Raw genomic sequence first — 22,284 nt, 5'->3', positions numbered from 1 at the left:
CTAGCTCCCCGCCGGCTGCCAGCGGGCCTTGACGCGCGCCCAGGCCAGCAGGCGGTCGTCGCGCTCGACCACGAACAGGAAGCCGTGCACGCCCAGCAGGATCACGGTCACCGCCAGGATGCCGATGAAGTCGGCCAGGCCCTGGTCGAACATGTGCTCGGCCGCGGTGGCGGCGATCGCCACCAGGGCCACGCCGGCCAGGCCGGGCGCGTAGCCGTGCGCGAGCAGGCGCGGCAGCGCGGTCGGCACCGTGCGGCCATGCACGTAGACCAGGAAGGCGGTGGTGAACAGGATGGCGCCGGCCAGGTGCGCCGCGGCGGCGCCGACGATGCCCCACCCCGCCACGCCGAGGTAGACGATGGCCAGGCCGGCGGCGGCGCGTCCCAGCGCGAACAGGCCGGACACGCGCGGATGGCCCATGCCGTCGTTCACCAGGGACGGCAGGCTGGTCAGCGAATCGATGAACTGGGCCATGGCCATCAGGGCCAGCACGAGCGCGCCGTTGCGCGCGAAGTCCTCGTTCATCCAGTAGCCCAGGATCCGGTGCGCGAACACGGCCACCAGCACCAGGATCGCGGCGTTCAGGTAGACCACGTAGCGGGTCGCCTTCAGGTACACCTGGTCCAGGCGCGCCAGCTCGCCCGAGGCGGCCAGCGCGCTGGCGGCCGGGAAGAACACCCCGGACAGGCGGAAGGTCAGGCCCAGCACGCGGTTGGCGAGGGTCGCGGCGACCGAGAAATAGGCCAGCGCGGTGACCCCGACCAGGGCGCCGATGATCAGCTTGTCGGCATAGGCGTACGACAGCGAGGCAAAGCGCGACAGGAAGGAATAGGCGGAGAAGCCGAGCACCTCGGCGCGCAGGCGCGCGCCCGGCCAGCGCCAGCGCAGGCCGGGCAGCAGGCGCTGGATCGCGCGCCACAGGACCAGGCAGTGCACGCTGCTCGCCAGCACGCGCACGGCGATCACTTCGAACAGGCCGTAGCCGAGCGCCAGGACGCCGACCGTGGCCAGCGGCACCAGGGTGCCGAACACCATTTCGACGCGGCTCGAGATGTCGTAGCGCATCAGCGCCTGCGGCACGCTGTTCAGGTAGTTCTGCATCTGGCCGAGCAGGAAGCCGAGGGCGGCCAGCTTCAGGGTGGCCACCGCCTCGGGCGCCAGGGCGGCCGGCACCGAGAACACCCCGGTGACGAACCAGCGGGCGCCCAGGAACAGCCCGATCGCCCCGAGCAGGCCGATGATGGCGTAGGTGGCCAGGCCGAAGGACATGGTCTCGGCGATGCGCCCGTCCTCGCCGCGCGCATTGTGCTCGGCGATGTACTTGACCGAGCCGGCGGTGACGTTGATGTCCATGACCGCGAAGTAGCCGACGATCGCGGTGACCAGGGAGTAGACGCCGTAGTTGGCCTCGCCCAGTCCCTTGACCACCAGCGGCACGGTGACCAGCATCACCAGCGCGGGGACGACCGCCCCGAGCAGGTTGGAGACGGCGTTGCGGACCAGGTTCAGGTTCATCAGGCCGGCACCAGGTGGGGACGCGGGGCGACCGGCTTGACGAGCGGCCGCGCCACCGGCGCGGTCTTGCTCACCGCCATCGCCAGGTAGGGCAGCGCCAGGCTGAAGGCCAGCATCTGGGTGGTGCGCACCTGCGGGAACGGGGTGCCGATCAACAGGTCGGGGATCATGAACGCGGCCCCGGCCACGCCGGCCGCGCCCAGTCCCAGCAGTTCGGGCGGCAGGCTGCGCAGCGCGCGCCGGGAAAACAGGATGAAGGCGCCGATCGTGCCGGCCAGCAGCACCGTGCCCACCAGGCCGCTCTTGAGCGCGATGTGCAGGATGCCGCTGTGCAGGAACAGGCCGCCGTCCGGGTTGTTCTGCCACGAGATGTACTGGTAGCCGTTATACCTGCCCCAGGAGCCGATGCCGGTCAGGGGATGCGACAGGAAGTCGGCCAGCGCCAGCTTCAGTTCGAGCACCCGTTCGCTCTCGGGACCGAAGCGGCGCGACTGCATGTCGTACACCAGGCTGCCCAGCCCTCCCTCGCCGGCGCCCTTGGTCTGCGCCATGCGGCGCATGCCGACGTAGGCCAGGGCCGCGCCGACCAGCGGCAGGCCGGCCGTCATCAGCTGCAGGCGGCGCCGCGCCGGGAAGCGGAACATGATCACCATGAAGGCCAGCAGGAAGCCGATCCAGGCCGAGCGCCGGTAGGACAGCACGATGCACAGCGCCGTGGAGACCAGGGTCGCCCACTCGATGCCGCGCCAGAACTTCGGGCGGTCGGTCTTGTGGACCTGGAACAGGTGGACCGCGGCGATCGCGAACGCGACGGTGCACAGCAGGCTGTCGTTGATGTCGAAGAACGTGAGCCGGATCTTGATCGCGTTCATGTTCGCGTACACGTTGTTCGGGTCGCCGCCGAAGGCCGCCCAGCGTCCCAGCCCGAACAGCGCGCGCGCCAGTCCCGCCAGCAGGATGAAGTGGGTCAGCTCGATGACCTGCTCGCGGGTGCGGAAGGCCAGCAGCATCAGCGAGATCAGCGGCGCCATCCAGATGATGTTGGAAAAGCCCGAGGGCGCCAGCGCCTCGGCCAGTTCGACGCCCGACACCAGGCCCACGCCCACGTGCGCGGCCAGCAGCACGAACCAGCCCAGGAACCAGGGCCGCAGGTTGCAGGCCGGCGCTGGGTAGCGCTGGAACGAGGCGGACACGCGCGCGCAGAGCCAGGCGCCCAGCACGTACCACAGGATCAGGGCGAAATACAGCAGGCCGGAACCGCGGGTGTAGATGCTGCGCGACGCGAACACGGCCAGGCTGCCGTAGCTGGTCGAGTTCACCCAGAAGAAGACGCACAGGTAGGGATAGACCAGGAAGCGCGGCCACACCATGCCGACCCCGACCCCGGCGACGATCGCCACCGACAGGCCGATCACGGCGGCCCACGGCAGCGAGTAGTAGATATAAGGCAGGATCGAGTTCATGGTCGGGGCGCTCCGTCAGCCTTGCTTCGCGCCGGGCGCCGCGTTGTGGGCCGACCCTTGCGCCGCGCCTGGCGCCGTGCCCGCGCCGACCAGGCGCGCACGGTCGCGCGGCGCCAGCACCGCCAGCATGTCGGTCACGAAGCGGTCCTGGACGCGGTAGGCTGCGCGCTCGTCGACCTGGATGGTCGAGACCCGCACCAGCATGCCGTCCGGGACCTCGCCCGACAGGCCGTAGGCGAGCCGGCGCAGCTTCTGCTGGATGCCGCTCTTGGTGGCCTTGTCGCCGATCGTGATCCAGTAGGTGATCGGCTCGTTGCGCTCGTGCAGGCGCGCCACCAGGCGCTTGACCGGCACCTCGCCGAAGCTGGTGGCAAGGGCGTCTTCGCTTTCCTTGAGCATGGCGAAGCCCTGGGCCACGTAGCAGACCTCGGGCAGGTGCAGCTGCAGCGACTTGCTCTGGTCGCCGCCATAGGCGATCGACAGCATCACGCGCTGGCCCTGCGGGTTGATGTAGGTGCGCGACAGGGTCTGGTCGTAGATCTTTTCGAGCATGCTCTGCTGCTCCGGATCGGGGGTCAGCGGCACCACGCCCGGATCGAGCCGCCACTCGCCGAAGCGGGTCGGGATCATCTGCTCCAGGCTGAACTGTTCGTGGGCCTGGGGCACCCGCGCCTTCGGGGTCAGGGCCCCGGTCAGGGCCGAGGTGCCGGCCATCGCGGCGCCCAGGATCAGGCTGATTGCAAAACGGCGGTTCATGTCGCCTCCTTCATGGCGCCGCCCGGGCCCTGGCCGCCCGGACCACGGCCGCCCGGACCCGCGCGGCGCTTGCTGTACCACTGCAGCGCCGAATCGACCGCCAGGATCAGCACCAGCGCCGTGATGAACAGCACCATGCCCGCGAAACCGTGCAGGAAGCCCTGGCCGGCGGCGTCGCCGTAGTAATAGGTGATCAGGGTCAGGGTGATCACGCGGATCACGTTGGCGGCGAACGAGATCGGGATGATCAGGATCGCCAGGCCGATGTTGCGCACCGCCGAAGGGTGGCGCATCAGGTTCAGGTAGAACAGGCCGAGCGCTTCCAGCGTCAGCAGGGTCTGCAGGCCGGCGCAGGCGTCGGCCACCAGCAGCTGGTACTGGCCGATCTGCAGCACCACGCCCGAGCGGCTGATCGGATAGCCGGCCGCGAACAGCAGGTGCTCGGTGGCCCAGGACACCGCCATCTTCATCGGCATCGTCACCGCGGCCACGAGTTCGGACGGCAGCGGCACCATGAACAGCATGAAGAAGAACGGGAACCACAGCACGCGCAAGGCTTTCGAGCCGCGCTTGAGCAGCAGCACCGCCGCCAGCACCAGCAGGATCGAACCGACTTCGAACATCAGGATCTTCTGCGAGCGGCCCAGCAGGTGGACCGCCAGGCCCAGCGCCAGCACCGGCCAGCCGGCCCGGCTCGCCACCGGCGGATGGGTGGCGGCCAGCATCTCGGGCCATTTACGGTAGATCAGCCACAGCGCCAGGAAGAAGATGATCGGGCCGTGTCCCTGCTCTTCCCCGATCCAGGGGCCGGTGAACAGGAAGTAGAACGTGGGGCCGAACAGCGCCGCCAGGCCGGCGATGACGGGCCACCATTCGGACAGCGCGCCCCGCAGTGCGTCGCGCATGCCGCCGGGCTGTCCCGGCAGGCCGGATTGAACCTGGGCCGCCATCTCAGAACTCCACCACCACCGAGCCGACCACTTCGGCGCCCGCCTCGGCCATCTGCTCGGCCATGCGGCTGATGTTCGCGACCCGGGTGCGGTGCTTGCAGGCCACCAGCAGCACGCCGCCGGCGCGCCCGGCCACGGCCAGCGCATCGGCGCCGGCCAGGAAGGGCGGCAAGTCGTACAGCACCACGTCGTAGCGGCTCTCGAGCTGGGTATTCAGGTTGCGGAAGCCCTCGCGCGCCAGCAGTTCCTGCGGGTTCGGCGGCAGGGTCCCGGCCGGCATCACCGACAGGTCGACGAAGGCCGGCACCTTGGCGATCACGTCGAGGTCGGCGCGTCCGGCCAGCAGGTCGGACAGGCCCTGGCGCGGCTTGATCCCGAACATCTCCTGCTGGCGCGGGCTGCGCAGGTTGGCGTCCACCAGCAGGGTCTGCTCGCCCAGCTGCGAGAACACCACCGCCAGGTTGGCCGCGAACAGGCTGGCGCCGTCGTCCGGCGTCACGCCGGCGATCGCCAGCGCACGGCGGCCGCGGGCGAACCAGCGCAGCATCAGCTGGCTGCGGATGGCGCGCAGCGCCTCGACCTGGGGCGAGAACGGCTCGTAGGCGGCGACCAGCTTGGGCGACAGGTTGGCCTGCCCCTTCTGCAGGTAGGGATAGGCGAACTGGCGCGCCAGCACCTGCTGGATATCTTCCTCGCTCACCAGGCCGAGCCGCACCGCGGCTTCGCCGAAGCGGATCCCGAGGTCCTTCTGCATGCGCAGTACGCGTTCGGCGCTTTCAGGCGTGAGCTTGCCGGAATCGAGCAACAGCGCTCCCATGCTCGAATCGGCGCCCTGTTCGGTGGGCAATGCGGATAGCACTGACGAGTTCATGATGGTGTCTACTCCTTAGTTCAGTCGCAGCAGGCGGCGCGGCGTCATCAGCGAACGGAGTCCGCCGCTGCGTGCGCGCGCCGGGCGCCATTCGATGGTGCCGAGCACCGGGATGCCCAGCATGTCCTTGACATCGCTCGGCGAGCGCACCGGACGGTTCAGCAGTTCGAGCAGCAGTGCCAGGCCGACGCCCAGGATGGTGCCCAGCAGGATCGAGACCAGGGTATTGAGCAGCACGCGCGGGCCGGACGGCTCGGTCGGCGCCACCGCCGGGTTCAGCACCGAGATGTCGGACTGCTCGGAGTGGGCTTCGATGCGGGTCTGCGAGAAGCGCTGGCTGGCCGAGTCGAAGGCGCGCTGGGCGCTGTCGAGATCCTTCAGCATCACGCCCAGTTCGTCGCGGGTGCGGTTCAGTTCCAGCACGCGCGCCTTCTGGGCCGCCAGTTCCGAGCGCAGCTCGGCCTCGCGCTGGCGCAGCACCTGGGCGTTGGCGCCGACGCTCTTCGAGACGGTGCCGACGGCGGCGTTGAGTTCGGCGCGCAGCTTGTCGACCTCGGCCTTGGCGGACAGGTATTGCGGGTGGTTGCGGCCGAAGCGCGAGCCGGCTTCGGCCAGCTTGGTCTCGGCGCTCGCCATCTGCACGCGCAGGTTCTGGATCAGGGCATTGTTGGCCACGTCCGGCGAATTGACGGCGCCGCCGGCCATGCGTTCGCGCGAGCTGCCTTCCATCGCCGCGGTCTGGGCCACCACCAGCTGGGCCGACAGGTCGTTCAGGCGCGACAGCTCGATGTCGACGCGGTTGTTGTCGAGGCTGACGATGCCCTTCTCCTGCTGGTATTTCGAGAGGCGCGCCTGGGCCGCCTCGAGGTTGTCGCGCAGCTGCTTGGTCTGCTCGTTGAAGTAGCTCGAGGCCTTCTTGGCCGGCTCGGTCTTGAGCTGCACGCTGATCTTCTGGTATTCATCGGCGAAGGCGTTGGCCACCGCCGCCGCGAACGCCGGATCGGCGCCCTTGAAGCTGATCTCGACCACGCTCGATTCGCGCGACGGCATGATCTCGAGCTTCTTCAGCAGCAGGTCGGCGAGCCAGTCGCGCACCGTGCCGCGGCCCTCGGTCGCCTCCTGGAACTGCTTGGCGACCGCCGGGCTGCTGGCCAGGCGCAGCGAATCGACCACGCGCAGGGCCACGTTCTTGCTGCCGATGATGTCCATCTGGGTGGCCATGTAGCCGGGCATCAGCTGGCCCGGCATGGTCAGGCCGGTCAGCGGATCCACCCCCTTGTAGTTCAGCAGCACGGACGCGGTCGCCGTATAGGTCTTTTGCTGCACCAGGCTCCAGCCCAGCGCCAGCAGCACCGTGACCAACAGGGTCGACAGGATGATCTTCTTCCTAGCAAGCAAGATCAGCAGGAATTGATGTACGTTCATGGCCTAACCTCTTCAACAACGGGGGTGAACGGAAACCGGCGCGCCGGAACCTTAGAACCAGCTCTCGCGGACCACGATCACGTCGTCGACCTGGACCGGATCGTTGGCCTTGACGTCGACGGTCACCGGATTGCCGCCGGCATCGCGGCGGGTGATCTTCATGCCGTTGTTGCTGCCGCGGGCGCTGAGGCCGCCGCCAGCCGAGACCGCCTGCTGCACGGTCATGCCGCGTTCGAGGCGGAACGGCCCCGGACGGGTCACTTCGCCGGTCACGTAGGCGCGCGGGGCGCGTTCGACATAGATGATGTCGCCGCCGGCCACTTCGTAATCCTTGTTCAGCTCGCCCTTGCGCACCATCTCGACCACGTCGATGGATTCGCGGCTGGTGTTGCCGTTACGGGTGCGCACCAGGTGGATGGTGTCGCCGCCGTCGCCATGGATGCCGCCGGCCAGCGCCAGCAGGTCGAGCACCTTGCGGCGCCCCTCGACCGCGTAGCGGCCCGGACGGTTCACATAGCCCAGCACCGACACCTGCTGGCTGGCCAGGGTGGTCACCAGCATGTTGACCTGGGCCTTCTTCAGGTAGCCGCCCTTCTCCAGCATGTCGCCGATCTTCTTCTCGGCCGCCGCCACCGGCAGGCCGCCCACCGCCACCTGACCCAGCAGCGGGAAGGTGATGTTGCCGCTGTCGCTCACGCGGGTCTCGATCGACAGGTCGGGGCTGCCGTACACGGACAGCTTGACCACGTCGCCCGGCCCCAGCAGCACCTCGGCGGCGCCGGCGAGGCCCGCCGTCAACACGAGGGCGGCGGCCATCATCCACTTCACGAATCGTTTCATGATTGCTCCTTAAGAATCAGTTGTCGGTCAGGTGAGGCTTGCTTATTTCAGGCCGGCGACGCCGCGGCTGACCGCGGCCTCGTCGGTGTTGCCGTTGGCAGGCGCCTCGGCCGGCGCCACCGAACCGGTGCCCGGCGCGGCGGCGGCCGGCATGCCGGCGGCGCCCGGCGCCTCGGCCACGGCGGTCGGCGTCTGGGTGCCCGCCGGCGTGTTGCCGCTCGGCGCCATGTCCTTGTTCAGGTAGTCGATCTTGGCGGTCGAGCGCAGGCGCTGGATCTCGGCCTGGGCCAGCTCCTTGTTCTTCCGGTTGCTCAGGTACTGGGAAATCTGCGGCGCGGCGATCGCCAGGGTGACCGGCGCGTCGCGCACGTCGGCGATCGAGATCAGCATCGCGCGCGCGCCTTCCTGGACCGCGAACAGCTGGCCTTTCGGCATCGACAGCAGCTTGGACGACAGCTGCGGATTCAGGTCGGCGGTGCTGCGCGTGACCTGGGCGCGGCCGTACTGGATCTTGCGCGCATCGAGCATCACCGCGACTTCCTCGAGCGACTTGGCGCTGTCGACGGCCTTGCGCAGGTCCGGCGTCAGGGCGCTGGCCGGGATGACCAGCTGGTTCATGCTGAACTGCTTGCGGTTGGCGAAGAACTGCGGGTTCTTGTTGAAGTAATCCTCGACCTCGGCCGGGGTCGGGCGCGCCACCTCGCCGATGCGCTTCTGCATGTAGGCCTGGGCGATGATCAGGGAACGGGCGCGCTCGATGGCCTGCATGACCTTCGGGTCGCGGTCGATCTTTTCCTTGGCCGCTTCGTTTTCCAGCAGCTGGCGGTCGATCAGCGCCTGCAGCAGCTGCTTGCTGGCCACCTGCTGCTGCGCGGCCGGCACGCCGGCGCGCTGCATTTCCTCGTTCAGCTGCAGCACCGTGATTTCCTCGCCGTTGACGCTGGCGAGCGCCTGGCCGGGTTTGGCGTCCTTCGGCTTGTCGCCGCAGCCCGCCAGGGCGACGGCGGCCAGTACCAGCGCGGCGCACAGCGCGCGCTTCGGAGTGGATGGGGAAGACGATTGCTCGGCTGCCAAGTGGAAGGTTTTCAAGATAGTTTCCTCGACGTTAAGGGCGGCAAGTCCACCCCTGGTTATTCATGACCCGTCCCCGGTCAGGACTCATCCATTCTGGGAGGCGCACGATTCGATCTCTGTTCGTCAATTAACACTCACCCTAGAGCGCCTGACAAAACCCCCATGGCGGCCTTGCATTCGTCTCGCCGTACCAGCGTACTGTCTTCGACGATGCGCCCTGCCCTGCGGATCTTGCCAGGCGCTCCCGACCCGCTCAGGCCACCGCCATCACGGGCTCCTCCTCCTGTTGCTTGAGATAGGCCGCGTACGCCCGGCGCAGGCCGTCGGCGAGCGGCATGCTGGCGCGCCAGCCCAGCGCGCTGAGCTTGGAGACGTCGAGCAGCTTGCGCGGCGTGCCGTCCGGCTTGCTGGCGTCGAACACGATGCGGCCGCGGTAGCCGACGGTCTCGCCCACCAGGCGCGCCAGCTCGGCGATCGTGACGTCCTGGCCGGTGCCGACGTTGATGTGCGAATGCATGGGATCGGTGTTCGCCGCATAGGTCTCGTGCGGCAGGTCCATCACGTAGACGCTGGCGGCGGCCATGTCGTCGACGTAGAGGAACTCGCGCATCGGCTTGCCGCTGCCCCAGATCACCACCTCGGGCGCGCCGCCCATCTTGGCCTCGTGGAAGCGGCGCAGCAGCGCCGGGATCACGTGGCTGTTCTCGGGGTGGTAGTTGTCGCCCGGCCCGTAGAGGTTGGTCGGCATCACGCTGCGGTAGTCGGTGCCGTACTGGCGGTTGTAGCTCTCGCACAGCTTGATGCCCGCGATCTTGGCCATCGCATACGGTTCGTTGGTCGGCTCGAGGATGCCGTTCATCAGGTATTCCTCGCGGATCGGCTGGGCCGCCAGGCGCGGATAGATGCACGAGGAACCGAGGAACAGCAGCTTGTGGACGCCCGCCTTCCAGGCTTCGTGCACGACATTCGCCTGCACCATCATGTTGTCGTAGATGAAGTCCGCCGGATAGGTGTTGTTGGCGTGGATGCCGCCCACCTTGGCCGCCGCCAGGTAGACCTGGTCGATCTGCTCGGACTGGAAGAATGCGCGCACCTGGGCCTGGTCGGTGAGTTCCAGTTCGGCATGGGTGCGGGTGACGATGCTGGTGTGGCCCTGGGCGCGCAGGGCGCGCACGATGGCCGAGCCGACCAGGCCGCGATGGCCGGCGACGTAGATGCGGGGCTGCGTTGTATTCGACACGTTTACTCCAAAGAAAGTGCAACGTTGTAGCCATGCGATTGGAGCAGCTTGTGGCGACGCGCCGTTTCCAGGTCGTGCGCCACCATTTCGTGCACCATCGCTTCAAAACTGGTCTGCGGTTCCCATCCGAGGCGCTCGCGCGCGCGGCCCGGGTCGCCCAGCAGGGTCTCGACTTCGGTCGGGCGGAAGTACTGCGGGTCGATCGCCACCACCGGCTGGCCGAGCGCGACGCCCGGCGCCCGCTCGCCTTCGATGCGCGACACCACCGCGCGCTCCTGCACGCCCTCGCCCTGCCAGGCCAGCTCGATGCCGAGCTCGCGCGCGGCGACTTCGACGAAATGGCGCACCGAGTACTGGCGGCCGGTGGCGATCACGAAGTCTTCCGGCTGGTCCTGCTGCAGCATCAGCCACTGCATGTGCACGTAGTCGCGCGCATGGCCCCAGTCGCGCAGCGCATCCAGGTTGCCGAGGTAGAGCTGCCGCTCCAGGCCCTGCGCGATGTTGGCCAGCGCGCGCGTGATCTTGCGGGTGACGAAGGTCTCGCCGCGGCGCGGGGATTCATGGTTGAACAGGATGCCGTTGCAGGCATACATGCCATAGGCTTCGCGGTAGTTCACCGTGATCCAGTAGGCGTACAGCTTGGCCACGGCATAGGGACTGCGCGGGTAGAACGGCGTGGTCTCGCGCTGCGGGGTTTCCTGCACCAGGCCATACAGTTCCGAGGTCGAGGCCTGGTAGAAGCGGGTCTTCTTCTCGAGCCCGAGGAAGCGGATCGCTTCCAGCAGGCGCAGGGTGCCGAGGGCGTCGACATCGGCGGTGTACTCCGGGGATTCGAAGGACACCGCGACATGGCTCATCGCCCCCAGGTTGTACACCTCGTCGGGCTGGACCTGCTGCACGATGCGGGTCAGGTTCGAGGTGTCGGTCAGGTCGCCGTAGTGCAGGACCAGGCGCGGATTGTCCGCATGCGGATCCTGGTAGATGTGGTCGATGCGGTCGGTGTTGAACAGGGAGGCGCGGCGCTTGATGCCGTGCACCTCGTACCCCTTCTCGAGCAGCAGTTCCGCAAGGTAGGAGCCGTCCTGGCCGGTTACCCCTGTGATCAGCGCTTTTTTCATCTTGTTGTCCCATGTTAAGCAGAGGTAACCGAACCCCTGGGATCTTGCAAACTCATCAACAATTCTACGCAGCGCGAACGGCCATGCAAACAGCTTACCAATCGTGCGCGCCCCTTTTAAGTAGGACTTAAGTCAATTGTTGCCATCTCGCATGATCACGCGTGTTCGCCCGACAATGCGTATGTTTTGACGAAAATTAATTACTTTTGACGACGTAACGCCTGGAAATTTTAGTGGGCGTTTTCGCGGGTAAAGACCACTTTCACCGTCTTCAGGATGATCCACAGGTCGAGCCAGACCGACCAGTTGCGCAGGTAGTCGAGGTCGTACTGGATGCGCGATTCCATCTTGTCGAGCGTGGCGGTTTCGCCGCGGAAGCCGTTCACCTGGGCCCAGCCGGTGATGCCCGGCTTGACCTTGTGGCGCAGCATGTAGCCCTTGATCAGCTTGCGGTATTGCTCGTTGTGCGCGACCGCATGCGGGCGCGGGCCGACGATGCTCATCCGTCCCTGCAGGACGTTGATGAACTGCGGCAATTCGTCAAGCGAGGTGCGGCGCAGGAAGCCGCCGACCTTCGTCACCCGCTGGTCGTTCTTCCGGGCCTGCACGATGGTCGGGCCGTCGTCGGTGACGGTCATCGAGCGGAACTTGTAGATGTAGATTTCCTCGCCGTACAGGCCGTAGCGGCGCTGCTTGAAGATGACCGGACCGGGCGAGCTGTACTTGACGGCGAGCGCGGTCGCCAGCATCAGCGGGCCCAGCAGCAGCAAGGCGAAGAAGGAGATCACGATGTCGGTGGCGCGCTTGATCACGCTGTTGAAGCCCATGAAGGGCGTCTCGCTGATCGCGATGACCGGCATGCCGCCGACGGTGTCGAAGCGCGCCTGCATCAGGTCGAAGATGTAGACGTCGGGCAGGAAGTAGACCGAGGCCGTGGTGTCCTTGAGTTCGTCGATCAGCTTGCGGATGCGCGGCTGGGCCGAGATCGGCTGGCTGATGAAGATCATCTTGATGTTGTGCTGGCGCACGTAGGCGGTGATCTCCGCCATCTTGCCCAGCACCTGGTGCGCCATGCCGGGCGGATGGCGGTCGCCGGCGCGGTCGTCGAAGAAGCCGCGCACCTGCATGAACAGGTTCGGGTGGCGTTCGCAGACGCCGGCGAACTTGATGCCGACGTCGTTGGCCCCGACCACCACGATCGAGCGCACTTCGCTGCTGCGGTCGCTGCTGCCGGTGGCCATGCGCACCGCGATGTGGCTGGCCAGGATCGTCACCGGCGTGGCGATGAACCAGGCCAGCAGCACGCGTTCGTCGTAGTAGTACTTCAGGCCGCTGGCCGAGCCGAGGAAATACAGCACCGCGATCGTCACGCACCAGCCGAACACGGTGTCGCGCGCATACGCCAGCATGCGCCCGCTACGCCAGGTGCGGTAGGGATCGATGTGCTGGTAGACGGCCGAGGAGATGAAGAAGGCAAGGATCATCAGCACCAGCGAGTATCCCGAGAACGGCTCTTCGTACAACAGCGTGGCCAGGTACAGGGTCCCCATGATGATCAGGGGATCGAGTACGCGCTGGAAGAACGAGATGATCGGGATGTCGTTGACCGTCATGTTTCACTTCGTTTCGATGTCAGGCAGGCACCTTAGAACAGCACGTTGGCGCTGACCTGGACCATGTTGGCATCGAACTTGCCGATGCCGAGCACTTCGGAACCGCTGCGCGACTGGTGCGAATAGCCGGCCGCGACCTGGATCTTGCGCTTGACCTGCCAGGTCGCGCGCAGGCTGGCGGTGCGGATCGAGTCGCTCAGGTCGCTCGATCCGAGGAAGGCCGAGCGCGCGTTGTAGTCGCGCTTCTCGTAGACGGCGCTGGCGTCGACCTTGAGCTTGGCGGTCGCCGCATAGCTGGCGCCGAGGCTGGCGCCCTTGTTCAGGGTGTAGCTGACGATCGTGCTTTCGATCGGGGCGAACTCGCGCCATACCGAGGCGCTGTAGGTCATCTTCCCGCGCGGCACATACAGCGCGGTCACGCGGCCGTTCACGCCGCTGGTCTTGCCCTCGCCAAACGAGGGTTGCTCGCGGCGCACGTAGCCGACCAGGGCCTGCAGGGTGGTCGAGCCGGTGGCGTACCAGTTGACGCGCGCCTTCAGCTCGTCCTGGGTGAAGTCGTCGACCAGCAGGCCCGTGTTGACCGGGCGCCGGAACGGGTATTCGCCCTCGACCCGGCGCGCCACCAGGCCGACCGAGCTGCCGCTCTTCGGCTGGTACACGAGCTCGAGTTCGGCCGCCTTCTCGGTACGGTTGTTGAAGCGCTGGCTCAGCAGGTCATAGGTGTACTTGTCGCGCGAAAAACCGGCGCGCAGCTTCCAGCTCGGGTGCATGCGGTAGCCGGCATCGAAGAACTGGCGGCGCTGCTGGCGCAGGTTGCGCTGGTTGCTGCGGAAGTCGGTGTACGGCGCCAGCACCTGGGCATAGCTGGCCTCGGCCCGCCCGTCCAGCTTGTTGCCGAGCTGCCAGTACCAGGTCGCCTGCAGGTCGCGCCCATCGTAGTCGAGCTGGTCGAAGTGGTCGAAGCTGACCTTCGACACCTTGGCGGTGGCGGCCACGCGCTGGCGGCTGATGCGCTTGTTGTAGACCAGGCCGGCCTCGGCGGTGCGATAGGAATCGCCGCGCTTGTTGTCGAAGGGTCGCTCGTCGTCGGGGATGCGCAGGATGTTGTCGTCGTAGGCCCAGCCGATGCCGCCGTACAGGCGCATGCCCTCTTCCGGCTGCTGGGCGAAGGCGGGAACGGTGAACAGGGCGCCGATCAGGACGGCCATGGGGCGGTAGCGTAAGCTCATCATGTTGTCTGTCTTCTCGAAAGTCGTTGCGCTGTACAGGATTGTTGTTTACCAGTACGACCAGCTGCCGGTCGCCACCACCCAGCACCCCAGGACTCCATTGGTGACGGCATGGGCCAGCACGGCCGACCACAGGGTCCGGTGCCGCATGTAGAGCAGGCTGTAGGCCACGCCGGCGACGATGCCGGCCAGCCACAGGTTGTGTTCGAAGCCGAACAGCACGACGGGAACCAGGAAGGCCTTGACCCCGACACGGGCCGGATCGACGCGCTCGAAATCGGATTCCTCGACCCAGCGCATCAGGAACGAGCGCCAGAACAGTTCTTCCATGAGAGGAACCACGAGGGCGGCGCCGGCGATGCGGATCGCCACCAGCATCCAGTCGATCTCGCCCGCGGTGCGCGGGTCATAGCCGGGGCTGCTGCCGATGGTCATCCATGGCTGGTCGAGGTGAATCCACAGCACCAGCACGAGCAGGCCGACGGCCAGCGCGACCAGGCCCTGCCCGAGCGTGAGCGAAGACTGGCGCAGCTCGGCGTACTGGCGCCAGAACACGGCCAGCAGCAGCGCCACGGCGCCGATCTGGACCGGATACAGCCAGCGCAGGGCGGCACGCTCGAAGCCGATGCGCTCGAGCATGTCGCCAAGGACGATGAAGAAGATGTAGGTGCCGAAAGGCAGGATCCGCGCCCAGGCGGCGCGGCTGAGGAAGGGCGTATCGACCGGGAGCGCCGCAGCGGAAGGTGGAGCGATACGGCGTTCGTTGTGCTCGGTCATGTGCGTGTGTGGCAGGCGCCTGGCCTGCTTGCCTGTTCGTTAGGCTACTCTCCCTTGGCGCGAGCTTCGATGCGCTCCCAGCGTTCCAAGGCGTCGAGCAGCAGATCCTCGATCTCGGCGACGCGGGCGGTCAGGCGCTGCGCATCGCCGGGCTTCTGCTTGTAGAAGTCCGGCGAATTCAGCTGGGCCGTAATCGCGGACTGCTCATCTTCAAGAGTCGCGATCAGTTGAGGAAGTTCCTCCAGTTCGCGCTGCTCCTTGTAGCTCAACTTTACCTTCTTGCCAGAGACGCTCTGTGCGGTGGATGACATACCGTCGTTTTTTGTCGAGCTGGCCTTCGGCGCCGCCTGCGCCTGCGCCGCAGCGCTGGCGGCGGCCGGCGCGCTGGTCCTCACGCGCTCCCAGTCGCTGTAGCCGCCGACGTATTCGCGCCACACCCCTTCGCCTTCGGCAACGATGACCTGGGTGACCACGTTGTCCAGGAAGGTACGGTCGTGGCTGACCAGGAACACGGTGCCGGTGTAGTCCTCAAGCAATTCCTCCAGCAGTTCGAGCGTATCGATGTCGAGGTCGTTGGTCGGTTCGTCGAGCACCAGGCAGTTGGCCGGCTTGGCGAACAGGCGCGCCAGCAGCAGGCGGTTGCGTTCGCCGCCCGAGAGCGACTTGACCGGCGAACGGGCGCGTTCCGGGGCGAACAGGAAGTCGCTCAGGTAAGTCATCACGTGCTTGCGCTGGCCGTTGATCTCGACCCAGTCGCTGCCCGGCGCGATGGTGTCGGCCAGGCTGGCTTCCTCGTTCAGCTGGGCCCGCATCTGATCAAAATAGGCGACATTCAGCTTCGTGCCAAGGCGCACCGCGCCGCTGTCCGCGCTTTCTTCGCCGAGGATAATCTTGAGCAAGGTGGTCTTGCCGGCGCCGTTCGGGCCGATCAGGCCGACCTTGTCGCCACGCAGGATGGTGCCGCTGAAGTCCGTCACGATGCGCTTCTCGCCGTAGCTCTTCGAGATGTTCTCGAGGTCGGCGACGATCTTGCCCGAGCGCTCGCCCGTGCCCACGTCGAGCTTGATCTGGCCCTGCTGTTCGCGGCGTGCGCTGCGCTGCAGGCGCAGCGCTTCCAGGCGCCGCACGCGGCCTTCGTCGCGGGTGCGGCGCGCCTGCACGCCCTTGCGGATCCACACTTCTTCCTGGGCCAGGAACTTGTCGAACTTGGCGTTCTCGACTTCCTCGTTGGCCAGCAGTTCGCGCTTGCGCTCCTGGTAGGTGGTGAAGTTGCCCGGGAAGGACAGCAGGCGGCCGCGGTCGAGTTCGATGATGCGGGTGGCGACGTTGTCGAGGAAGCTGCGGTCGTGGGTGATGAACAGGACCGAGCCGCGGAAGTCGCGCAGCAGGCCTTCGAGCCACTTGATCGAGGTGAAGTCGAGGTGGTTGGTCGGTTCGTCGAGCAGCAGCACGTCCGGCGCCGAGACCAGGGCCACGGCCAGCGCCACGCGCTTCTGCATCCCGCCCGACAGGGTGCCCATCTTCGCTTCGGCCACCAGGCCGAGGCGGTCGAGGGTGGTCTCCACCTTGTGTCCCACGTTCCAGCCATCGGTGGCGTCGAGCTTCACCTGCAGCTCGTGCATGCGCTCCATCAGGGCATCGTCATCGCCCTGGCCGAACTGGCCGGTCAGGGATTCGTACTCGGTGAGCATGGCCTGCTGGTCGCCCATGCCGCCGGCGACCACGTCGAACACGCTCATGGCGGGATCGAACACCGGTTCCTGTTCGACGTAGGCGATGGTCAGGCCCTGCTGCATGACCAGCAGGCCGTCGTCGAGCTTCGAGCGGCCCGAGAGGATCTTGAGGAGCGAGGACTTGCCGGTGCCGTTGCGGCCGATCAGGCCGACGCGCTCGCCGGTCTCGAGGGAAAAATCAGCGTGGTCGAGCAGTGGCACGTGGCCGAAGGCCAGCTGGGCGGAAGTAAGGGAAATGACAGCCATGTTCTGTGGGATCGCCCCGGCGCGCCGCTGCTGGGCGGGCGATCGGAATGCGTGAATTGATTGAATGAGGCGCACATTGTACCGACTGATTGCCTCGGACTTCCATTTATCCCCCTTTCCTCGGCTATAATTGCAACCGGTCCACGGTCCCGGCCCGTTCAACGGGGTCCGCCCGCCGGTCTGCAGGCTCGTCCTGCCCTGCCCGCCCATGTGGCGGCGCGAGCGTCCTCTCCGTAGCACAATGGATAGTGCACATGCCTCCTAAGCGTGGGATACTGGTTCGATTCCAGTCGGAGGGACCACCACCTCGCCTTTCATCAAGGAGCCATCGAGATGAAATGTCCCATCTGCGGTGAGTCGCCCCTTGTGCATGCCATTCGCGATCTCCCCTATTCCTATCGAGGCCAATCCACCACGATCCCCGATGTCAGTGGCGACTATTGCCGCGACTGCAAGGAATTCATCTTCACCCACGAGGCAGGCAGCCGCTACGGCAAACTGATCCAGGCCTTCCGCAAGCAGGTGGACGCCGGCGTCGACTCCTCCGCCTTCGTCCGCGCCGTGCGCAGGAAACTCGGACTGGGGAAGCGCGAAGCCGGCGAGCTGTTCGGCGGCGGCGCCGATGCGTTCTCCCGCTATGAGACCGGGAAGGAAACGCCGCCGGTTGCACTCATCAAGCTGCTGCGCCTGCTGGACCGCCATCCCGAACTGCTGGACGAGATCCGGGCGGACGGCAAGGACGCCGCAGCCGGCGCGTAAGCGGGGGCTCAAGTCCGGGGTCACTATCAGGAAGACTCGGGAAGACGGCGACCCGGGACGCTCAATCAGCGAGCATTCCGTGCCGCCGGGCGTACTCGAGCAGCGCGTCATTCATACGGGTTTGCCAGCCCTCCCCCGTTGCCTTGAAGGCGCTCACCACGCGCGCATCCAGTCGTATGCTGGTCGGCAGCTTGGTTATTTCCTGGGCCGGACGGCCACGCCCGCGTGCCGGCTTGAACTGCGCCAGTTCGGCGTCCGTCGGGGGCTGGGCGTCCGGATCCGACAAGGCGGCAGCGGTAATTGCCGCATCCTCTTCCGGAGTCGGGAGAATCGTCCCCGGTTTAAGCTTCGGCATATCGTTTCACCTCCCTCAAATTTGCCTTGCGCAGGCCGATGTCAGCCCACACGAGTGCGCCATCCCATTCGATCTCAGCCGCTGCCGCCAGCGCGACGCCATGCTTCCCGGTGTTGGTCTTGTCTTTGGCTGGATCGAATGCAATGTCCACGTATTTATTGTATATACGATAAATATAGAAGACAAGATTTTCGTATAGACGATAAACCAGCTGATCAAGGACGAGGAGCGTCCATGGAGCGACTGCGATTCGGCCGATGTGCGGGAAGGGCCATGGTGCGCCGGGAAAGATGAGCAATACGCGGCCGCTGGCATTTCTGTTGGTATCTGCACTACCCTTCCCTATCGAAACCTGGCCATCATGCCGGTTTCCGACCCGGTCGGGCTGATTACCCAAGCCTGAAATGACGCTGGTTTGCACGCGCCAGCGCTGAACGCCGGCTCAGTGCCAGGCCTCGGCCCTGACCTCGCCGAGCGAGCGCAGCATCGGCTTGCTGAACAGGAAACCCTGCATCAACCCCACCCCGGCCTCGGCCAGCACATCGCGCTCCGCCACGGTCTCGACGCCCTCGGCCAGTACCTGCACCCCCATGTCGCGGCACATCGCCATCACGCCCTTGACGATGGCCTGGCGCATCCGGTCGCGGTCCACGCCGCGCACCAGCGCCATGTCGATCTTGAGGATGGTCGGCTGGTATTCGGACAGCAGCCCGAGCCCGGCGTAGCCGGCGCCGAAGTCGTCGATCGCGGTGCTGAAGCCGTAGTTGCGGTATTCGCGGAAGATGTTGACCAGGTGCGGGCGGTCGCGCACCCGCTCCCCTTCGGTCACCTCGAAGATGAGGTTCTCGGGCGGGAAGCCGGATTCGCGCGCGGCATTGAAGGTGCTCTGGATGCAGGTAGCGGGATGGTAGACCGCGTTGGGAATGAAGTTGATCGACAGGCGTTCCCGGATGCCCAGCGCCGCCGCGCCCTTGATCGCCCCGATCCGGCAGGCCTGGTCGAATTCGTAGCGGTTGGTCTCGTTCACCTGGGACAGGACCGACCACGCGCTCTCGCCGCGCGGTCCGCGCACCAGGGCCTCGTAGCCGAACACGGTGCGCCCGGCCAGGTCGACGATGGGCTGGTAGGCGAAGGCCAGGGCGAAGCCCAGTTCCCGCGCATGCCTGCAGCGCCCGCAGGAACGGTATTCGGGTGGCACTTCGGGCTGGATCACCATGGCGCCTCCTGTCGGGTCGAGCACTGATTATCCGCTGTCGCCGCCGCCAGGTCGCACGATTGCTATAGACAGCGGCAATGTAATAAAGCCACCAAATCAGGAGCGGTCGCCCACGTTCAGGCGCCGCTTCATCGTCGACAGCAGGCTGCTGAGGCTGGCCTTGTCCTCGGCCGGGATGTCGGCCAGCATTTCCTCGAGCCAGCGCTCGTGCACGGCCGCCATCTCGGCAAAGGCGCGCCGCCCCGCCGGCGTCAGCTTGACCGCGTAGGCGCGCCGGTCCCTGGCGTCGGGCACGCGCACCACCAGCTGTTCCCTCTCGAGCTGGTCGGTGATGCCGGTGACGTTGCCGCCGGTGACCATCATGCGCCGCGACAGCTCGCCCATGCGCAGGCCGTCCGGATAGCGCTCCAGCTGGGCCATCAGGTCGAAGCGCGGCAGGGTGATGCCGAAGCTCGTGCGCAGCCGGCTGCGGATCTCGTTCTCGATCCGCACCGTGCACGACAGCATGCGCAGCCACAGCCGCAGCGACTGGTGGTGTTCATTCGTCAGGCGGCTTTCCAGGTCCGGTCCGCCGAGGTCGTCGCCTGCCGCCTCGTCCTCCTGCCCGTCGAAATCCTGCATGGGGTCCCGTCCTCACACCGCGTCAAGGCGTAATTTAAACCGTTGCAGTTTACCCGTTTCGGTACGCGGCAACTGTTCGCGAAACCGCACAGCGCGCGGATATTTGTAGGGCGCGATCTGCTGCTTGACGAATTCCTGCAGTTCCAGCACCAGCGCCTCGGACGGCGCCTGGCCGGCCTTGAGCACCACATGGGCCTCGACCACCTGCCCGCGCTCGCTGTCGGCGCGTCCGACCACGCCGCATTCGGCCACCGCCGGATGGCGCAGCAGCGCCTCCTCGACCTCGGCGCCGGCGATGTTGTAGCCCGCCGAGATGATCATGTCGTCGGTGCGCGAACGGTAATGGAAGTAGCCGTCCGCATCCATCTCGTAGGCGTCGCCGGTCAGGTTCCAGCCGTTGCGCACGTAGTCGCGCTGGCGCGGATCGGCCAGGTAGCGGCAGCCGGTCGGCCCCTTCACCGCCAGCCGCCCGATCACGCCCGGCCCGACCGGCTGCCCCGCTTCGTCCAGGATGCAGGCGCGGTAGCCGGGCACCGGCTTGCCGGTGGCGCCGGGGCGGACCTGGTCGCCGGCCGCCGAGATGAAGATGTGCAGCAGTTCGGTGGCGCCGATGCCGTCGATCATCGCCAGCCCGGTGGCCGCCTGCCAGGCTTCGCGCGTGGCCAGCGGCAGCGCCTCGCCGGCCGACACCGTGCGGGTCAGGCTGGACAGGTCGAAGCCCGGCGCCAGCTGCGCCATCTGGCGGTAGAAGGTGGGCGCGGTGAAGCACACGGTGGCGCGGTGCCGGGCGATCGCCGCCAGCAGGGTCTCCGGAGTCAGCTTCTCTATCAGGACGGCGGTCGCGCCCACGCGCAGCGGGAACAGCAGCAGGCCGCCCAGGCCGAAGGTGAAGGCCAGCGGCGGCGTGCCGATGAAGATGTCGTCCGCGCTCGAGCGCAGCGTATGGCGCGGGAAGCAGTCGCAGATCGCCAGCACGTCGCGGTGGAAGTGCATCGTCCCCTTGGGCACGCCGGTGGTGCCCGAGGTGAAGCTGATCAGGCAGACGTCGTCGGCCGCCGTGTCCGGGGCCGGGAAAGGCGCCGTATGACGCCGCATGCGCGCCTCCAGCCCGTCGGGCGCGTCCTCTGCGTCGAAGCGCAGCAGCGGCAGGCCGCCCCGGGCCAGCGCGTCGGCCTCGGCGCACAGCGAGCCGGCGCAGAGGATGGCGTTGACGCGCGCCTTGTCGGCGATCGTGCCCAGTTCGCGCGCGCGCAGCAGCGGCATGGTCGGCACCGCGATGCAGCCGGCCTTGATCACGGCCAGGATGCAGGCCGCCATCATCGGACAGTTGGCCCCGCGCAGCAGCACCCGGCTGCCGGTGGCCAGGCCGAGGTCGTCGCGCAGCACATGGGCGATGCGGTCGACCCGGGCCAGCAGCTCCGCATAGCTCAGCCGCTCGCGCGCGCCCACCAGCGCGGTGCGTTCGCCCCAGCCGCGCCGCAGCGCGCCGTCGAGCAGCTCGGCGACGCAGTTCAGCCGTTCGGGGTAATGCAGCTCGGGGAGTTCGAACAGGAATTCGGGCCACTCCTGCGGCGGCGGCAGGTTGGCGCGGGCGAAGCCGTCGGCATAGCCGGAAGGAGAAAGTGCTGCGGTGACGTCGGTCATGGCGGGTCCCGGAAAAAGGTCAGGCAACAATCCGGAAATACTTTAAATCTAAAATAACCCATCAGCAAGCGGAATCAGCGCCCCGACCGGGCCCGATCGCGACCAGGCCTCATCTCATGCGGAACGGATGCGCCCGCTCTGGCGCAGCACGCATACGCCGGCCTGTTCCAGCGCCCGCCCTACCCGTGCGGCGCTCAGCGCGCCGCCTTCCAGCTGGGCCAGCCGGGCCAGGGTGGCCGCCGCGCCGTGCACGCCGAGCGTGGCGCAGCCTTCGCGCAGCCTGGCCAGGCGAACCTGCGCCGTTTGCGCGTCGCCGCCGGCCAGCAGGGCCGCCAGTTCGGCGCCGGCCGCCTGCAGCTGGCGCTGCAGGCCGTCCAGGTAGAGCTGCAGGCGCGCGACGTCGATGCCGAGCCGGCGCGCCACCTCGGCGGGCGCTTCGTCGCCCGCCGCGTCGTCGCGCGCCGCGCCGGCGGCCAGCCGCTCCAGCTGGCCGCGCACGTCCTCCGGCCGGAACGGCTTGACGATGTAGCCGTCCACGCCCAGGCTGTCCGCCTCGTCGACCGTGGCCGCATCGCTGGCGGCCGACACCAGCACGAAGGGAAGCCGCGCCAGCGCGGCGTCGGCGCGCACACGCCCGAGCAGCGCCAGGCCGGACAGGCGCGGCATGCGCAGGTCGCAGAACACGACCGCCGGCCGCAGTCCGGCGGACAGCTGGCGCCAGGCGTCCTCGCCGTCCTCCGCCTCGACGATGTCGTGGCTGCCGCAGCTGTCGACCAGGTGCATCAGCATCATGCGCGAGACGACGTCGTCGTCGACCACCAGGACTTTCATCTGCACCC

21 protein-coding genes and 1 tRNA gene are annotated in these 22,284 nt (G+C 67.2%); 2 read left to right on the top strand and 20 right to left on the bottom strand.

The window, feature by feature from the left end; genetic code table 11:
- The 14 genes from H162_RS0106175 to H162_RS0106110 form a co-directional block, all read right to left on the bottom strand.
- Nucleotides 1-1,515, bottom strand: coding sequence for an oligosaccharide flippase family protein (locus H162_RS0106175; RefSeq protein WP_020652582.1), 1,515 nt, complete (start codon nt 1,513-1,515; stop codon nt 1-3).
- The gene (locus H162_RS0106170) at nt 1,515-2,978 is read right to left on the bottom strand and encodes an O-antigen ligase family protein (RefSeq protein WP_020652581.1); all 1,464 of its coding nucleotides are present in this window, start codon (nt 2,976-2,978) and stop codon (nt 1,515-1,517) included. Before H162_RS0106170 ends, H162_RS0106175 begins: the two co-directional genes overlap by 1 nt.
- Before the next feature lie 15 nt (nt 2,979-2,993).
- Complete coding sequence (gene epsI / locus H162_RS0106165; RefSeq protein ID WP_020652580.1) at nt 2,994-3,734, bottom strand: exosortase-associated protein EpsI, B-type; 741 nt, start codon at nt 3,732-3,734, stop codon at nt 2,994-2,996.
- Entirely contained in the window at nt 3,731-4,684 is a 954-nt protein-coding gene (gene xrtB / locus H162_RS0106160) for an exosortase B (RefSeq protein WP_020652579.1), read from the bottom strand. Before xrtB ends, epsI begins: the two co-directional genes overlap by 4 nt.
- 1 nt (nt 4,685) lies before the next feature.
- Complete coding sequence (gene epsG / locus H162_RS0106155; RefSeq protein ID WP_026354295.1) at nt 4,686-5,555, bottom strand: chain length determinant protein tyrosine kinase EpsG; 870 nt, start codon at nt 5,553-5,555, stop codon at nt 4,686-4,688.
- 15 nt (nt 5,556-5,570) lie between these two features.
- Complete coding sequence (gene epsF, locus H162_RS0106150; protein WP_020652577.1) at nt 5,571-6,980, bottom strand: chain length determinant protein EpsF; 1,410 nt, start codon at nt 6,978-6,980, stop codon at nt 5,571-5,573.
- A 51-nt stretch (nt 6,981-7,031) separates the two neighbouring features.
- The gene (gene epsE / locus H162_RS0106145) at nt 7,032-7,820 is read right to left on the bottom strand and encodes a polysaccharide export protein EpsE (protein ID WP_026354294.1); all 789 of its coding nucleotides are present in this window, start codon (nt 7,818-7,820) and stop codon (nt 7,032-7,034) included.
- Nucleotides 7,821-7,862: 42 nt separating this feature from the next.
- The gene (locus tag H162_RS0106140; RefSeq protein WP_020652575.1) at nt 7,863-8,909 is read right to left on the bottom strand and encodes an EpsD family peptidyl-prolyl cis-trans isomerase; all 1,047 of its coding nucleotides are present in this window, start codon (nt 8,907-8,909) and stop codon (nt 7,863-7,865) included.
- A gap of 238 nt (nt 8,910-9,147) precedes the next feature.
- Nucleotides 9,148-10,134, bottom strand: a complete 987-nt coding sequence (fcl, locus tag H162_RS0106135) for a GDP-L-fucose synthase (RefSeq protein ID WP_020652574.1) — start codon at nt 10,132-10,134, stop codon at nt 9,148-9,150.
- Nucleotides 10,135-10,136: 2 nt separating this feature from the next.
- Nucleotides 10,137-11,252: a GDP-mannose 4,6-dehydratase gene (gene gmd, locus H162_RS0106130; protein WP_020652573.1), complete on the bottom strand. Its 1,116-nt coding sequence runs from the start codon at nt 11,250-11,252 to the stop codon at nt 10,137-10,139.
- A gap of 230 nt (nt 11,253-11,482) precedes the next feature.
- On the bottom strand, nt 11,483-12,865 hold the full coding sequence (locus tag H162_RS0106125) for an undecaprenyl-phosphate glucose phosphotransferase (protein WP_020652572.1): 1,383 nt from the start codon (nt 12,863-12,865) through the stop codon (nt 11,483-11,485).
- Between the two features lie 32 nt (nt 12,866-12,897).
- Nucleotides 12,898-14,097 (bottom strand): XrtB/PEP-CTERM-associated polysaccharide biosynthesis outer membrane protein EpsL, encoded by a 1,200-nt coding sequence (epsL, locus tag H162_RS0106120; RefSeq protein ID WP_026354293.1) that lies wholly within the window; start codon nt 14,095-14,097, stop codon nt 12,898-12,900.
- Between the two features lie 45 nt (nt 14,098-14,142).
- A complete protein-coding gene (locus H162_RS0106115) occupies nt 14,143-14,871 on the bottom strand; it encodes a CAAX prenyl protease-related protein (protein WP_020652570.1) in 729 nt (242 codons plus the stop codon).
- A 44-nt stretch (nt 14,872-14,915) separates the two neighbouring features.
- A complete protein-coding gene (locus H162_RS0106110; protein ID WP_020652569.1) occupies nt 14,916-16,850 on the bottom strand; it encodes an ATP-binding cassette domain-containing protein in 1,935 nt (644 codons plus the stop codon).
- Between the two features lie 227 nt (nt 16,851-17,077).
- Here H162_RS0106110 and H162_RS0106105 point away from each other — a divergent pair.
- Nucleotides 17,078-17,152, top strand: a tRNA-Arg gene (locus tag H162_RS0106105).
- 31 nt (nt 17,153-17,183) lie between these two features.
- Nucleotides 17,184-17,609, top strand: a complete 426-nt coding sequence (locus tag H162_RS0106100) for a type II TA system antitoxin MqsA family protein (RefSeq protein WP_026354291.1) — start codon at nt 17,184-17,186, stop codon at nt 17,607-17,609.
- Nucleotides 17,610-17,670: 61 nt separating this feature from the next.
- Here the strand turns inward: H162_RS0106100 and H162_RS0106095 are convergent, their stop codons facing one another.
- From H162_RS0106095 to H162_RS0106070, 6 genes are all read right to left on the bottom strand, one after another.
- On the bottom strand, nt 17,671-17,964 hold the full coding sequence (locus H162_RS0106095; RefSeq protein ID WP_020652567.1) for a BrnA antitoxin family protein: 294 nt from the start codon (nt 17,962-17,964) through the stop codon (nt 17,671-17,673).
- On the bottom strand, nt 17,951-18,385 hold the full coding sequence (locus H162_RS32545; RefSeq protein ID WP_156885487.1) for a BrnT family toxin: 435 nt from the start codon (nt 18,383-18,385) through the stop codon (nt 17,951-17,953). Before H162_RS32545 ends, H162_RS0106095 begins: the two co-directional genes overlap by 14 nt.
- A gap of 21 nt (nt 18,386-18,406) precedes the next feature.
- Nucleotides 18,407-19,180, bottom strand: coding sequence for an EAL domain-containing protein (locus H162_RS0106085; RefSeq protein ID WP_020652565.1), 774 nt, complete (start codon nt 19,178-19,180; stop codon nt 18,407-18,409).
- 96 nt (nt 19,181-19,276) lie between these two features.
- The gene (locus H162_RS0106080) at nt 19,277-19,801 is read right to left on the bottom strand and encodes a MarR family winged helix-turn-helix transcriptional regulator (protein WP_020652564.1); all 525 of its coding nucleotides are present in this window, start codon (nt 19,799-19,801) and stop codon (nt 19,277-19,279) included.
- A 12-nt stretch (nt 19,802-19,813) separates the two neighbouring features.
- Nucleotides 19,814-21,445, bottom strand: coding sequence for an AMP-binding protein (locus tag H162_RS0106075; protein ID WP_020652563.1), 1,632 nt, complete (start codon nt 21,443-21,445; stop codon nt 19,814-19,816).
- A 114-nt stretch (nt 21,446-21,559) separates the two neighbouring features.
- On the bottom strand, nt 21,560-22,276 hold the full coding sequence (locus H162_RS0106070) for a response regulator (protein ID WP_020652562.1): 717 nt from the start codon (nt 22,274-22,276) through the stop codon (nt 21,560-21,562).
- Nucleotides 22,277-22,284: the final 8 nt, after the last annotated feature.

The organism is Massilia niastensis DSM 21313, assembly GCF_000382345.1.
Classification (GTDB): domain Bacteria; phylum Pseudomonadota; class Gammaproteobacteria; order Burkholderiales; family Burkholderiaceae_D; genus Telluria; species Telluria niastensis.
Note: the sequence above shows the minus strand (reverse complement) of the source record. Positions and strands in the feature narration are given on the sequence as shown.